Below are 14,987 nucleotides of genomic sequence, written 5' to 3'. Positions count from 1 at the left end.
AATCTTTACCTGTTGGGATTGCCTGCGGCTGGGTAGCAGTGCAGGGTCAATGTATAGGCGTTGTTACAGGGGCCAGCGGTGGCGTGGTTTAGGGTTGGATATACTCAATTCCCTCGATCTTCTCGCCCCAAAATTGTGGAGATTTAACATCACTTTTTGTGACTTCTAGAGTTAACCCCGCATTGCCGTAACCCTGAAAATAATTGAGTTCGAGCAGGTGCTCGCCGACTTCTAATGTTTGGTAACACGCCTGCTTGCGATAAGGCCTGTCGCCTGGAAATTGGCAGAGTACGTTGCCGTCGATGGCGAGTCGAAAGCCGTCATCGCTACCCGTTAAAAACCGGTATCGGCCTGACTCGGTCACCTTAAAGCGTGATTCTATATCGGCAAAAAAGTTTTCTGACCAGCCTAGTGGGCCGAGCTTGGGGTGTTGGAAGCGACTGCGTTCATTTAATTCAATACGGTCAATGACCATCTCTCGCGATTCAGAAATAGTGCGAGGCTGATTGATTTTGACAATATTGTTGCGGCTTTTACTTAAGGTCAGAGTGAAGTTTGGTTCCACACTCGGTGGAATCAATCGGTAAATAATGACACTTACGGTCGCGGCGATAAGCACAGAGAAAATAGTATTGCGATTAATCAACGGACTAACTCCAATTGCCAGAAATCAAACCAGTTGCGTAATTCAAACTGAGCTTCGAATAGTGGCCAGCTGTAGGTAAACGGAGAGAAAAAAGCGAAGACGCCAAAGGCAAGTATTACATAGGCCGCTAGGTTGATCAGTGTGTGACGACTGCCGCGCGCGAGCTGATCGTAAAATACATACTGAAATATTAATGCCAGGTTCACCACCCCAAATATTAATGGCATCAGATAATGATACATATACATGACTCGTTCAATTTGCAAAATAGCCATCATGTAGCTGATGTACAGGGTGGTAAACGCCACAACCCAGTTAAAAAGAGCGGTGTCTTTGACGGGGTTTTGATAAATAAACCGGCTAATAATAAGCCCCACTGACAACACAATGCCGGCCAATACCGAGAACCAAACCACCGGATTGGCGACCAGATTGTGGTAGCGCACATAAGTAGTGCCATCAGTGGTGCGTTTAGACCAGCGATAGTTAATAGTTTTCGTGCCGAGTGGCCAGCCGAGCAATGAACTGCCGTTTTCGCCGACTTTGCAAACATCTAAACTGGGAACGCCATCGGCGTATTCAGACATAAAGCGCCAGTTATCGGGCAGCGCGGCAAAATAGGTCGTTAATGACCAGCTGCCGTTTTCTTCTAAGGATTGGCGGTATTCGGGGCTGGATTTATACGTGTTGTGGCTCGCAAGCTCTGAGCCGAGGCCGATATGCAGGTAGAACATGCCCAGCACCACCAAGATCATTGGGCTAACACCGCTCGGAACGGTAGTCGTAAGACGGCGAATGAGAGCGAGCCAGTCTTTATTGCACAGGTTTTGCCATTGGTCGGCGCCGTAGAGCATAACAAACAGCAGTAAAAGTACCGCGCCGTTGATTTTGACGGCAATAGCCAAGCCAATCCAAAGCCCTAGGTAAGCATAATGTTTGAGTCGGATCGGGTTGTTGTCACGATACTTACCCGTAATGGCACGGGTCATTTGGTAGAGCGCGCCAAGCACAAAAAACAGCTGTATCCCTTCCAGCATAGCGGCCCGAGAGTGTATCACCAGTGCATTGTCGAAGATCAGAAAAAAACTAAAGGCAAAAGCCACATGTAAATTGGCGGTAATACGGCGTACTGAACCGTAAAAAAACAGCACGGCTAAGCCCATCATTAGGGCCGAGGGAAGACGAAAGGCGGCATAATGTATGCCGCCTTCGGGCATATGGTTGTCTTTAATATAGTCAGTGGTTAAAAACTTCGACTTATCGGCCTCTCGGTTCAGACCTAGCAGCGCTTCACTGCCGGCGATCAGCAGCTTGCCCAACGGCGGATGCGGCTCCATATACATGACGCCATCAATGTATTTTTGCGCCGAGGCAATATGGTAATTCTCATCCCAAAACAGTGCGTTTGGATGACCTGGGTCGGTGGTGTAAACACTCAAAGAGCACACCAGCAAAATCCCAATATAAACTTTATGTAGATGTTTTTTTAATTGTGCGCGCATGGTACCGGTTTTGTTTATTGTATGGCCGCACCCAGAGCGAGTCTCGGAGTGCGGCTATAAATTACAGGGTTTTTAAATACTCTACCAGTGCCAGGCGTTGATTATGATTCATAGGTGGCATTTTTTGGGTCAGTGGTTGGCCGTTTTCGTTGCGTTTAATATCGCCCTCGGCGTTGCGAATCACCACCGGCGTATTGCCAGCTGCGTATTCGTGGCCCCGGTTGCTGTTGCCGGGTAGCGTTGTATTAAAGATGAATAATTCGGGGTAGCTGTCGGCCTGTTTTTGCTGGAATCCCACCTTAATGGGGTCGAGCTCCACCGAGCCCACGGTAAATTGAGAAGGGCGGCAGTTGGCCTCGCTCGCGCTTGCTTCACACGCGGGCAAGAACAAATCGTATAAAGTCGGAATGGATCCGTTGTGCAGGTAAGGTGCAGTCGCCCAAATACCGTTCAGCGGACGGGCCTTATAGGCTTGCAAGCCCACCGGCGAGCTCGCATCAACGGTGGTAAAATCCAGGTGTTTACGATGTTTCGTTAACCCCTCGGGGTTATCAATAACCGTTTCACCCAAATCTTCGGCGGCCTCAATGGCTTCTTTTAGTTTATTGTTGCTGGCGATGGCGCCAAGAATGACACCTTCCCCCGCTTTTTTCAGCGCAAACAATACCGGCGTTTGCAGACCAAACACGCCTTGTTCCGGTGCGGTTGGGTCGATTAGCTCCCCTTCAAAATAACCACTCAACCCTTCATAGGTAAGCGCATTGATGGCCATTTGCGGGTCGGTGCCAATATGTTGTAGTGAGCTCATTTGGGCCGTTACACGGCGCCCGGGGCTTGTCCTTTCAATGTTTTGGTGGCAGCTGTGGCATTCGTATTGGTAGTAGAGCGCTTGGCCTTGTTGGGCTAGTGCCGAGTCGATGGGGGGCAGTATGTTTCTTTCGGCCAGTTCAGCCCAGCTCGGTGACCAGAGCTCTGTCAGCCGTTTTTCCAATTGCACTAGGTTGTCGATGCGGGCCGAAGATGGGTAATGGTTATGGGGGTTAGGTGCTAAATCAAAGGTGGCAAACACTCCTAATACTTCGCCGGTATTACGCCCTAATGGGCCTTCGCCTTCGTTGTCGCCAACTCCGTTCCACTGCACAAAATCGTGCTGTGGTGTGTCCCATAGAAAGGGATAGCTAACGGGTGCATTGGGTGGGTTAGCATTGATCTGTCCCGGGGTTAGATGGGACAAAATACGGTTATAGATGCGGCCAAAGGCATCGAGCCGGGCATAACCATACGCGATGTTCTGTCCTTGGTTTTGGGATGTATTGCGAACATTATATTGCTGGATGGTTTGCCGGCTTTGCTCAAGCAGTGTTTTTAATTGCTCGGCGGGCAGGGCAGTTTGCGCCGTTTGCAGGCGAGCAAATTTGTCATCTTGGTGTAGGGTCGCTGTCAGTGCGCGCTCTAATTCGTGCAGCATGGTATTCATATCGGCCATGGCCGCGCCGCCATCAATGCGAATCCCTGTGCCGTTAAAGTTTACTTGACTGGTGTGGCAGGCCGCACACGTTAGGCCAACGTACTCTTCTTCCTGATACTGATTACTGACCCAGCCTAAGGGCAAGCCGTCGGGGTTGTCGGCAGTGGCATTTTGGGTAATGTAACGAAAGCGGCTCATATTGCGTTGGTTGCGAAATAGCTCGACGCTATCGGCCTGCTCTAAGTGGCGAAAAATGGTCAGAGGCAACAGGTTCGAGCCCTGAGTGGTATTGTAAAACCATTGGCTGTCTTCTCGGCTCCAGTTTTGCTCGGCGTACACAATGCGCTCGGCAGAGTCTCCAAACCAGTCGTTACTCAATGCTTGTTCGCTGACATTGGGGCTGTGTTCATCGGTGGTCGGTTGGCAGCCGAGCAAAATCAGCAGGCACAGAGAGGCGAGGCATATCCTATATGTCATGAGAGAGTCCCTAAGATGCGTTGGGTTATTGGGTTTATCGCAACTGCGGGTAGATTGTTGTACGGATCGAGGGATTTATCAAGTGCGGGAAATCAGCAGCCTACTAAAGGGAGTGTAGCGGTATCCGCCTTGGGGCGAGCAGTGGGTAGTGAGGGGTATAAATGCGTCATGGCGTCGACGGCCGTAGCGCGATAAGTGGTGAGTTTGCCTCCCATAATGGTCAATACGCGCGGGCGCCTGGGGTTGTCACTCAAAAGCATAACTTCCCGGCTGCGACCAAAAGCTCCTTGGTCGCTGCGCGGTAATACACGCAGGCCGGCGGTGGTGGTTGCGCTTGAGGGCAGCAGATGTAGGTGAGGGAAGTAGTGCTTTAGTACATTAAGCAAGTAATGGGTTTCGTGCGGATGACATTGCACGGATTCAGGTGAACCTTGATGCTCGGTTTCGGTGGTCCCCACTAACAGTTTACCCTGCCAGGGCAGGGCGAATACTGCCCGCCCGTCACTGGGGGATTCTAAGTAATAGTGTTGTTTTAATACCGGCGGCAGTAATAAATGACTGCCGCCGATTAAATCGACGGCGGGCAGAGCTGGCTGGGGAGTGATGGTTTGATTGAGTTTAGCCGCCCAAGGGCCTGCACAGTTGACCAATACCCGAGCCTGCAAGGTCTGTTGGCCGCGTGTATCCTGATAATGCACGTCGGTGAGGTCATCGCCGAGCTCCGCACCTAAAAAACGAGCCGGTAGCAATAGCTCCGCCCCCAGTGTTTGCGCCGAATGGACGACGGCGCGTGTCAGTGCTTGGTCGTCGGTTTGTGCTTCGTTATAGCGAAATACAGTCTGTAACCCTTCGGTGGTTAAACCGTCTAATTGCGACCATTGCGATTTCGCCAGCCGACTAAAACGTGTGTCTTTGCTGAAACCCGCCAGCAATCGATAAAGTAAGAGTCCGGTACCTATGGTTAAAGGTTTGCGGGAACTTTGGCGATACACTGGAATATGTAAGGGGGCCAGTTTGACCAGATCAGGAGCCAGTTTGAGCAACCTTTCTCGCTCGAGCAGCGACTCGCGCACTAAACCGAGCTGCCCCGACTCCAAATAACGCAGGCCGCCGTGAATTAATTTACTAGAGGCGCTGGAGGTTGCCCCGCCCACACTGCTGGACTCTAAAAGAGCGACTTTGTAGCCTGCTGCGGCGGCGGCTTGGGCGACGCCTGCCCCAGAAATACCTGCACCGATAATGGCGATGTCGTAGGCCACTGAAATATCCTTAATAAAGCCGCCAGGGTTGCTGGCAGTGATTGCTTATGCTCATCTTACCAGTGTAGACAAAACACGGGCAGGCGGAGTCTCAGTGCTATCCTAGCACCGAGATATTCAGTCGGATAGAGGGACGCTAACGGGGTTAGTTGTCTTCGCCGCGAGGACCCATATGGCCGTAGGGGAATGGGGTGACCGTATTTTCCGAAGCGTCACGCACCTTGGCGGCGCCCTCTTTTTCCACTTCGTCTATACGAATTATAGAATGCATCGGAATATACGAGCGTTTGACCCCCGCAAATTCATTTTTCAACTTCTCTTCACTCGGATCGACCACGACCGGGCTGCGCTCGCCGAATACAAACTCTTCTACTTCGATAAAGCCGTACATTTCGCTCTGGTAAATGGCGCGCGCGAAAACTTCAAAGACCTGGCTTTGATTGAGGAAAATGACTTTATAAATGGGGGTTAAGCTCATAGTCTTCCAGTGTGATGCCCACAGTAGGGCTAATATTACGGTTTGGACGGAAAATGGGCGCGAAGAATAGCATATTCACCCTCAAAGGGGCGATGCTCTGAGTAAAAAATAATCAATAGAGTCGGTAAGGTGTGGGATTTACCGAGTGACACCGCTATAATGCGCGGCCTTAATTTCGTACCACAGCAGGCTAAATCTCTATGTCAGCGACAGAAACACCGGTGAAAAAGCTCTATATCAAGACCCACGGCTGCCAGATGAACGAGTACGATTCCTCTCGCATGCGTGATCTATTGGGCGAATCACACCAAATGGTGGCCACCGAAAACCCCGAAGACGCTGATGTGGTGCTGATTAACACCTGTTCAATTCGGGAAAAAGCCCAAGACAAGCTGTTTCATCAGCTCGGTCGCTGGAAACAATTAAAAGAGAAAAATCCCGATATGATCATCGGTGTGGGTGGCTGTGTAGCCAGTCAAGAGGGCGCGGCTATTGCCGAACGCGCGCCCTATGTGGACCTTATTTTTGGCCCGCAAACATTACACCGTCTTCCCGATATGATCGAGCAGCCCCGCGACAATGGTGCTGTGGTGGTGGATATCAGCTTCCCGGAAATCGAAAAGTTCGACAACTTGCCCAAACCCGATGCCGATGGCGTTAGCGCCTTTGTTTCGATTATGGAAGGTTGCTCCAAATATTGCACTTTCTGTGTGGTGCCTTATACCCGCGGCGAAGAGGTCAGTCGGCCCTTAAACGATGTGTTGGCCGAAGTGGTCCATTTGGCCGGGCAGGGCGTGCGTGAAATCAACCTGCTGGGGCAAAACGTTAATGCCTACCGGGGTGAGTCCGACAATGGATTGGTCGATTTGGCCGAATTGATTACTCTGGTCGCGGCGGTGGATGGGATTGATCGCATTCGTTTTACTACCTCTCACCCGGTGGAGTTTTCCGATTCGCTGATTGATGTCTACGCCGAAGTGCCCGAGCTGGTTAGTCACCTGCACTTGCCGGTGCAAAGCGGCTCAGACCGTATATTGATGGCGATGAAGCGCGGTCACACCGCGCTTGAGTACAAGTCCAAAATGCGTCGTATTCGCCAGCATCGTCCGGAAATTAGTTTCTCCTCAGATTTTATTGTGGGTTTTCCCGGTGAAACCGAAGCCGACTTTGAAAAGACCATGGATTTGATCAGCGCTATTGGCTTTGATGTGTCTTTTAGCTTTATTTACAGTCAGCGGCCGGGCACTCCAGCATCAGATTTACCTGACGACACCCCGATGGAGGTTAAAAAGCAGCGCCTGAAAATTCTGCAAGACCGTATTACTCAGCAGGCGCAACACATTAGTCGCCGTATGGTAGGCAATGTCGAACGGGTACTGATCAGTGGTTACAGTAAGAAAGATCCCGGTCAGCTGTCGGGCCGAACCGAGAATAACCGGGTAGTGAATTTCCGCGCCGATGATCCGGCATTAATCGGGCATTTTGCCGATGTTCGGATCGATCAGGCCCTGCCCAATTCGTTATTGGGAACCTTGATCAGCTCAGAGTTGGATGAAATGTAACAATCTCAGTCTATAACCTGTGGTTAAATGGGGTGAGTTTCTAATAAGGAATTGGCCGGTTCACCCCCTTTTCACACTTGTGTGAATGGTTTAGGCTTAAATTTCGATATCGCAGCAAGAGTACAGATTTTTCCTTGAACAAACACGTGGTACCCGACCTCTCCCAAGACACCCGCGAGGTGATCTTGGAGCCCAGCGACAATCGCCGTCTCGCCAGCCTCTGCGGTCAGTTTGACCAGCATTTGCGCCAGATCGAAGAGCGTCTGCAAATCGAAATTCGCAATCGAGGCAATCAATTTGCGTTGATTGGTGACCCCGCTAAGCTCGACGCTGTGGCGGCGATACTGCGCGAGCTGTACCGCGAGACCGATCGTATTGAACTCACCCCCGATGAAATTCATCTGGCCTTGCAGAGCGCAGGAGTCGAACAACTTATGCAGGAACAACCAGCGGTTTGGGACGAGGCGGATGACGCTCCGGTTCCCGCAGGCACCGTACTGATTCGCACCAAAAAGTGCACCATCAAGCCGCGCGGTGTTAACCAGCAGCGCTATGTGCGCGCCGTGCAAACCCACGATATTAACTTTGGTGTGGGTCCGGCCGGTACCGGTAAAACCTATTTGGCGGTAGCCTGTGCGGTGGAATCATTGCTGCGCGATGACGTCGAGCGCATTTTACTGGTGCGCCCGGCTGTTGAAGCCGGTGAAAAACTGGGTTTTTTGCCAGGTGATTTGGCGCAAAAAGTCGATCCATACTTGCGCCCGCTGTACGACGCCCTGTTCGAAATGCTCGGTTTCGAGACCGTGGGTAAATTGCTTGAGCGCAACGTAATTGAAGTGGCACCGCTGGCTTATATGCGCGGGCGCACCCTCAATAACTCGTTTGTTATTCTCGATGAAAGTCAGAACACGACCTGTGAACAGATGAAAATGTTCCTCACCCGAATTGGCTTTGGTTCTACCGCGGTGATTACCGGTGACCCGTCACAAATCGATTTACCCCGCGGTCAAAAGTCGGGCTTAAAGCATGTTGTCAATGTACTCGATGGTGTGGAAGGTATAAGTTTTACCCACTTTGGCGCCAAAGACGTGGTCAGACACCCTCTGGTGCAGCGTATTGTAGAAGCCTACGATGCTTTTGAAGCGCAACAGCCGGACACCGATCACTGATATGGTCTGCCAAGTTGATATCAACGTCCAGGTGGAGGCCGACACAGCCCCGAGTGACGACGAAGTACACCGATGGGTGGCGGCGGCAGTCGCTGACAGGCGCGCGCAAAGCGAGGTCAGTGTCAGTATTGTCGACGCCGAAACCAGTCAACGCTTAAATGGCCAGTACCGCGGCCGCGATTATCCCACCAATGTTTTATCTTTTCCGGCCGACTTACCTGAAGAGCTGGGTTTACCCCTGCTCGGCGACTTAGTGGTTTGCGCCGCTGTGGTCGAACGTGAGGCGCGCGAACAGGGCAAACCCCCGCAGGCACACTGGGCCCATATGCTTGTACACGGCACCTTGCATTTGCTAGGTTACGATCACATCGAAGATTGTGAGGCTGAGCAAATGGAAGCGCTGGAAACAACCATTATTACCGGGTTAGGTTTCGCACCGCCCTACGAGGTAAGCACTACGGCTGCCTCTGACGAGATAATATTCAAACAGGAATCATCAACGCCATGACGGACGACCCCTCGAGTAGCAGCTTAACCCGACACCAAGAAAGGTCTTGGTTAGATAAGCTGATACACGCCTTCTCCGCTGAACCTAAGTCTCGCGATGACTTGATGGATATCATCAAAGACGCCGCTGAAAATAAGCTGCTGGACCAAGAAGCGCTCAATATTATTGAAGGCGCCCTGGATGTATCCAGCCTTCAAGCGCGTGAGATTATGATTCCCCGTACACAAATTGTAGCGGTAAAGATTGACGATAAACCCAAAGACTTTTTGCCCAAAATCATCGAGTCCGGCCACTCGCGCTTTCCGGTTATCGGCGACTCGATTGACGATGTCAAAGGCATTCTTTTGGCCAAAGACCTGCTGCGCATGATGCTGGAGGGCACCACCGATTTTAGCCTGGAAGAAATTCTGCGTACCGCCAATATTGTGCCGGAAAGTAAGCGGGTTAATGTATTGCTGCGCGAATTTCGCGAGCAACGCTACCATATGGCGTTGGTGATCGATGAGTACGGTGGTATCTCCGGATTGATTACTATTGAAGACATTCTGGAAGAAATTGTCGGTAATATCGAAGATGAGACCGATGAAGAAGTGAGCGATGAGCACATTAAGCGTGTCAGCGATACGGACTTTGTGATTAAAGCACTGACGCCGATCGAGGATTTCAACGATTACTTCGAGGCCGGTTTATCCGATGATGATTTCGATACCATCGGCGGTATTTTGATGCAAGCGTTTGGCCATTTGCCCAAGCGCAATGAAACGGCGGAAATTGATGGGTTTAAATTTCGCGTACTTTACGCCGATAACCGGCAAATTCATTTGGTGCGATTAACCCTTGGTGACCTCTGAGACCATCATCACCGGGCAGGTGAAGTCCGGTATTCACAAACTCCCTCCCTGGCTTGCCACCGCCCTCACTTTGTTGTGTGGCGTGGTTCAGCCTTTGGCTTTGGCCCCGTTTAACCTTTGGCCTTTGGGGTTTTTGGGGTTGGCGGGCTTTGCGTTACTGTTGTTTAAATCGTCCCCTGGCCGCGCGTTTCGATTGTCGACGGCCTTTGGTATTGGCCTATACGGTGTGGGCGCCTCTTGGGTGTATGTCGCCATCAATCAATTTGGCAATGCATCATGGTGGTTGGCTGCACTGTTAACAGCGCTGTTTGTTTTATTGCTTGCGCTCGTTTTTGCAGCGCCTTTTGCCCTGTGTACGCGTTTAATTGGCCACGGCCGACTAGGCATTTTGCTGGGATTTCCCGCCTGCTACCTATTGGGTGAGTGGGTGCGCACGTGGTTTTTAACCGGTTTCCCTTGGTTGTTTATTGGCTACGGTCATTTATCGACCCCGCTGTCGGGTTGGGCACCGGTGCTGGGTGTATTGGGGGTCGGCTTTTTGGCCACCTTCAGTGCGGCCTGTTTGGCCAGCTGGGCGTTCTTTATGCGGCCTTCTGCCAACTTGTGGATGGCGACTGTGCTGAGTCTCTGTCTTTGGCTGGGTGGCTGGTGGCTGCAAGGTATATCTTGGACGCGGGTGAACAGTGATCAGCCGGTGAAAGTCGCCATGGTGCAACCCAATATCGCGCAAGAGGTGAAGTGGCACCCGGCCCAAGCACAGCCTACCTTAGATTTATTAATGCAGATGAGTGAAGGGCACTGGAGCAGCGACTGGCTGATCTGGCCTGAGGCGGCAGTGCCTTTAACCTATCATAACGCGTTGGATTTTCTCGATGAGGTGAACCGCAAAGCCAGCGACACTCAAACCGGAGTGATTACTGGCATTATCTTTGATGAGCGCCAAACACGGAGATTTTACAATTCTCTGGCGGGTTTTGGTGAGGCGTTGGGGATATACCACAAGCAGCGTTTGGTGCCATTTGGCGAGTATGTTCCCCTAGAAAGTTGGCTGCGAGGGGCGATTGAATTTTTTGATTTACCCACCTCTTATATTCATCAGGGCCGTGACGGACAAAGTGGTCTGCAAATAGGCGATGTTAGTATTGCGCCCAGTATTTGCTATGAAGTGGTCTATCCCTCTTTAGTGGCTCGGGGCGCGCGCCATCGCAATGTGTTGCTTACGGTCAGTAACGATGCCTGGTTTGCCGACTCTATTGGCCCGCTGCAGCATCTGCAAATGGCGCAAATGCGCGCTTTGGAGACGGGGCGCTATTTAATTCGCAGTACTAATAATGGGATCAGTGCGATTGTTGACCCCAAAGGTGAGATCGTGGCCAAGAGCGAGCAATTTGTCGCCACCACATTGAGTGGGGTGGTCTATCCCGCCTACGGCGGTACACCATTTATGCGCTGGGGCAGTTGGCCGATGGTGGTGTTAAGCGGGGCCATGTTAGCCGGTTTGTTGGCTGCCAGGCGTCGGTTTCACTGAATCTGGTTAGGCCCTAGCGATGCCTCGCAACTTGTTTAGCTATTGAGGGTAATACGGGTAAATTCAATTTCATATTTGCCCGCCACCGGTTCGGCCTGAAATATTTTGGTGTTCGGGTACTTTTTACTGACCAATTCTAAAAATTGTTTTTTCGTTTCCACTGGCATAAATGCACCTAAATAAACCGAGCGCAAATGCTCCGAAGCAAAAGGGACCTCGGTGAACCATTGCTTTTCATCGGTTGTTTTCACCGCGTCCTCGGGGCTCACATTCATTAGGCAGCGCCATTCCTGCTCGTTTTTAGAGCTGGGTTGTTTGAGTAAAAATTTATCCTCAAAATATTCCTGTGGTCTTAATTTTTCGTTGTACAGCACGACATTGAGTTGCTCTTTTAACGTCGTGATTTCGGGTCGCGTCTGGTTATAGCGCACCGGCTTGGGGTGGGGTAGACAGGAGTCGTCGCCGCACTGAAATTTCAATACCGCGCCGCGATGTTCGTCGGCAAAATATTGCCAGGCCGTGAGGTTGTCAGCCTTGGCGCTAAAGCTGCATATACGCAAGCTGCGGGTGTACAGGCGCCAGTGGCCCATAGTCTCATCAATTTCCTCCTGGCGCTGATCAACCATGCGCGCCATTAACTCGCCCAGTACTTCTTCGGCCTCCTCTGGTGAAGAAAACCTCTCTTCGTCGCGCCAGCGGCGGATAACAGTGGCCAGTGGCGAGTTGCCTCTGGGTTCTTCGCGGGCAAAAATCATTCCGCAAGAAGTACGAATGACGCTCTGTAGCAGCGTTTGAGGGTCAAAAGCCAGCGCAGTGCGGTGATTGAGCTCGAACGGGTCGCTGAACAATACCGGAGCGCTCCAGCGCAAGGACTGCTGATCTAATATTTTATAAGCACATTCGGCCTGGGCAAATTTGGCCAAAGTATCTGGGTGGTCGGGCACAGCTTATCCTTAAATGAAAATCATGCCTCAGAGCTATCGGCTAAGGTCTCGATTTATAAAGTTTTTATTAGCGCAATGATTATTTCAACGGCCTGCTAGTATTTAATAGCGGCTCTGGGGTTAAGTTGCAACAATAAATGTTACATTTTACGCCACCTGTCTTACTAAGCATAGCAGCTTGTGAGTAAAGAGCAGTTGGAAAAGTGCCCTTTGGGCACTGTTCAAAGTGTGATTGTAGGCCTAAAATAGCGCCACTGCTCCCACCTTAGACCGCAAGGAAATGTCGTGATTTTCACAGGTTCTCATATTCTCTCCGTCGAACAATTTGATCGCCCAGATATTGAACGTATTTTCCAGGTGGCGGATGCGATGCAGCCCTACGCGCTGCGGCGCAAGGTCACTCGAGTACTGGAAGGCGCCATTTTAGGGAATATGTTCTTCGAGCCAAGTACCCGTACCCGCATTAGCTTTGGTTGCGCTTTTAATCTACTGGGGGGGGAGGTTCGCGAAACCACCGGATTTGAGAGCTCGGCCATTGCTAAAGGCGAATCACTGTACGATACCGCCCGAGTGTTGTCTGGTTTCTCCGATGTCATTTGTATGCGTCATCCAGCCGAGGGATCGGTGGCAGAGTTTGCCGAAGCCAGCCGCGTTCCGGTATTAAATGGTGGGGACGGGGCCAATGAACACCCCAGCCAGGCTCTGCTGGATTTGTACACTATACGCAAAGAGTTAGCTTCCAAAAATCGCGGGATTGACGGCCTGAGGATTGCCTTAATCGGTGATTTAAAGCACGGCCGTACGGTGCATTCACTGTGTAAATTGATGCGTTTATTTAAAAATGTTCATATTACACTGGTGTCACCGGCCGAGCTGGCTATGCCAGAGCATATTGTCGATGATATGCGCAGCGCCGGCCATACGGTGGCGGTTACCGAGGATTTAACCCAGAGCATCACTAACGTCGATATTGCCTATTCAACCCGTATTCAAGAAGAGCGCTTCGCCTCCAAAGCCGAAGCCGATACCTACCGTGGGCGCTTTCGCCTCAACCAGTCTATTTACACTCAGTATTGCGAGCCCAATACGGTCATTATGCACCCCTTGCCCCGCGACTCGCGCGCCGAGGCCAATGAGCTAGACAACGATTTAAATCAGAACCCCAATTTAGCTATTTTCCGTCAGGCAGATAATGGTGTGTTGGTGCGAATGGCGCTGTTTGCGTTAGTGTTGGATGTGGTGGATCAAGTGGATAAATACGCCCGAGACGTCAACTGGTATAACTCGGCGCGCACCTTGTGAGCCCCAGCGTGGCGGGTTAAATGCTGAGCAATTGGCTGGCCATTCGCAGTAGGTCGTCTTGGTTTAGGGGCAGAGTCACACAGGGCTGAACATCGGTGGTATCTGCTTGAGGCTGCCCCAGAAACAACTGAGCCGTGGTACTGGTGCGCTTGGTAGTGCTGAGCCGGTTGCTGAGCAATCGCCCGTGGTGATCAGCCATAGCGGGGCTCAAAATAATCAAGTCGGGGCGAATTGTCAGGGACAATTCCAAAGCTTCATCGGCGGTTTCGGCCGTCACTAAATTGTAGTACTGCTGCAATTGCTGGCTGGCTTGTTGCTGTATCTCCACATCGGGGTGAGCGATCACTACAGTGCGATGGGCGGTCATTTCATCAATATTGTACTGATTGCGCCCCGAGTGTTTGGCGCGGTATAGCGCTCTATCGGCGGCTTTAATCAATCCCTCTAGGCTGTGGCCGGATGTTTGCGGGCAGCAGGCTCCGCCGACGGATACCGTCACCGTTTCGGCGGTGGGTGATACCTCGTGCAGTATCGACTTATTGGCGATGCTTAGTTTGATGCACTCGCTAACGCGGGCGATACCGGCTTTATCGGTGTCTGGCAGCAGCACAACAAACTCTTCACCGCCGTAGCGTCCCAATAGGTCGTAAGGGCGGTGCAGACATGATTTGATGGCGTCGGTAATGGCAACCAAGCAGGCGTCACCGGCAGGGTGACCGTAGTGGTCGTTGTACAGTTTGAAGTGATCGACATCGATCATTAATGCGCTGATACAGGTGGCTTGCCGGCTGGCTAATAGCCACTGCTTTTGGGCTTGTTCGTTAAAAGTACGGCGGTTGTATATTTGGGTTAAGCTATCGAGCTGGCTGATGGCTTCCAGCTCGCTATTGAGCGCATTGAGCTGATCGCGCATCTCTGAAATACGTTCCATCGCCCGAATTTTGGCGGTAATAATCATTTTACTGACGGGTTTGATGAGATAATCATCCCCCCCGGCCTCGATACCCTGCCGGTAGTCTTCGTCTTCGCTCATTCCGGTGACGAAAATAATCGGAATCCAGTGATCCCCCAGCCATTCGCGAATCAGTGCGGTGGTTTCAAACCCGTTTAAGCCGGGCATTTCTACATCCATGATGATCATATCGACGGGGTTGTCTTCTAGCAGTTGCAGCGCTTGCTCGCCACTTTCTGCCACCAACGGCGTATGGCCTGCGTCAGTAATATACTGACTCATGGCGTGGCGCAAGGTGGCGCTGTCTTCGACTAAAAGAATTTTCATCATGTAGGCTATAA

13 protein-coding genes are annotated in these 14,987 nt (G+C 51.4%); 6 read left to right on the top strand and 7 right to left on the bottom strand.

Features of this window, described 5'->3' with window-relative positions; genetic code table 11:
* Window positions 1–88: 88 nt before the first annotated feature.
* The 5 genes from Q4563_RS09420 to Q4563_RS09400 all read right to left on the bottom strand — a co-directional run bounded on the left by Q4563_RS09420 (window position 89) and on the right by Q4563_RS09400 (window position 5,830).
* The gene (locus Q4563_RS09420; protein ID WP_215976050.1) at window positions 89–646 is read right to left on the bottom strand and encodes a PA14 domain-containing protein; all 558 of its coding nucleotides are present in this window, start codon (window positions 644–646) and stop codon (window positions 89–91) included.
* Window positions 643–2,094: a phospholipid carrier-dependent glycosyltransferase gene (locus Q4563_RS09415; protein ID WP_303604354.1), complete on the bottom strand. Its 1,452-nt coding sequence runs from the start codon at window positions 2,092–2,094 to the stop codon at window positions 643–645. The genes Q4563_RS09420 and Q4563_RS09415 overlap by 4 nt, the downstream gene beginning before the upstream one ends.
* 115 nt (window positions 2,095–2,209) lie before the next feature.
* On the bottom strand, window positions 2,210–4,093 hold the full coding sequence (locus Q4563_RS09410; protein ID WP_303604353.1) for a di-heme-cytochrome C peroxidase: 1,884 nt from the start codon (window positions 4,091–4,093) through the stop codon (window positions 2,210–2,212).
* A 92-nt stretch (window positions 4,094–4,185) separates the two neighbouring features.
* Window positions 4,186–5,352: an FAD-dependent oxidoreductase gene (locus Q4563_RS09405; protein WP_303604352.1), complete on the bottom strand. Its 1,167-nt coding sequence runs from the start codon at window positions 5,350–5,352 to the stop codon at window positions 4,186–4,188.
* Window positions 5,353–5,497: 145 nt separating this feature from the next.
* Complete coding sequence (locus tag Q4563_RS09400) at window positions 5,498–5,830, bottom strand: DUF1820 family protein (protein ID WP_215975106.1); 333 nt, start codon at window positions 5,828–5,830, stop codon at window positions 5,498–5,500.
* Between the two features lie 200 nt (window positions 5,831–6,030).
* Here Q4563_RS09400 and miaB point away from each other — a divergent pair, with 200 nt between their 5' ends.
* The 5 genes from miaB (at window position 6,031) to lnt (ending at window position 11,448) form a co-directional block, all read left to right on the top strand.
* Window positions 6,031–7,392: a tRNA (N6-isopentenyl adenosine(37)-C2)-methylthiotransferase MiaB gene (gene miaB, locus Q4563_RS09395; RefSeq protein WP_215975107.1), complete on the top strand. Its 1,362-nt coding sequence runs from the start codon at window positions 6,031–6,033 to the stop codon at window positions 7,390–7,392.
* Between the two features lie 134 nt (window positions 7,393–7,526).
* Window positions 7,527–8,561, top strand: a complete 1,035-nt coding sequence (locus Q4563_RS09390) for a PhoH family protein (protein ID WP_303604351.1) — start codon at window positions 7,527–7,529, stop codon at window positions 8,559–8,561.
* A gap of 1 nt (window position 8,562) precedes the next feature.
* Entirely contained in the window at window positions 8,563–9,069 is a 507-nt protein-coding gene (ybeY, locus tag Q4563_RS09385) for an rRNA maturation RNase YbeY (RefSeq protein ID WP_215975175.1), read from the top strand.
* Window positions 9,066–9,920, top strand: coding sequence for an HlyC/CorC family transporter (locus tag Q4563_RS09380; protein ID WP_215975108.1), 855 nt, complete (start codon window positions 9,066–9,068; stop codon window positions 9,918–9,920). Before ybeY ends, Q4563_RS09380 begins: the two co-directional genes overlap by 4 nt.
* Window positions 9,910–11,448 (top strand): apolipoprotein N-acyltransferase, encoded by a 1,539-nt coding sequence (gene lnt / locus Q4563_RS09375; RefSeq protein ID WP_303604350.1) that lies wholly within the window; start codon window positions 9,910–9,912, stop codon window positions 11,446–11,448. The genes Q4563_RS09380 and lnt overlap by 11 nt, the downstream gene beginning before the upstream one ends.
* A gap of 35 nt (window positions 11,449–11,483) precedes the next feature.
* Here lnt and Q4563_RS09370 read toward each other — a convergent pair whose 3' ends face one another.
* Complete coding sequence (locus Q4563_RS09370) at window positions 11,484–12,392, bottom strand: DUF2971 domain-containing protein (RefSeq protein WP_215975109.1); 909 nt, start codon at window positions 12,390–12,392, stop codon at window positions 11,484–11,486.
* 285 nt (window positions 12,393–12,677) lie between these two features.
* Here Q4563_RS09370 and Q4563_RS09365 point away from each other — a divergent pair, with 285 nt between their 5' ends.
* Window positions 12,678–13,694 (top strand): aspartate carbamoyltransferase, encoded by a 1,017-nt coding sequence (locus Q4563_RS09365; RefSeq protein ID WP_215975110.1) that lies wholly within the window; start codon window positions 12,678–12,680, stop codon window positions 13,692–13,694.
* A 16-nt stretch (window positions 13,695–13,710) separates the two neighbouring features.
* Here the strand turns inward: Q4563_RS09365 and Q4563_RS09360 are convergent, their stop codons facing one another.
* Window positions 13,711–14,976 carry a diguanylate cyclase domain-containing protein gene (locus Q4563_RS09360; RefSeq protein WP_303604349.1) on the bottom strand — a complete coding sequence of 422 codons (1,266 nt, stop codon included), beginning with the start codon at window positions 14,974–14,976 and terminating at the stop codon, window positions 13,711–13,713.
* Window positions 14,977–14,987 lie beyond the last annotated feature (11 nt).

This window comes from Gilvimarinus sp. 1_MG-2023 (genome assembly GCF_030548285.1).
Note: the sequence above shows the minus strand (reverse complement) of the source record. Positions and strands in the feature narration are given on the sequence as shown.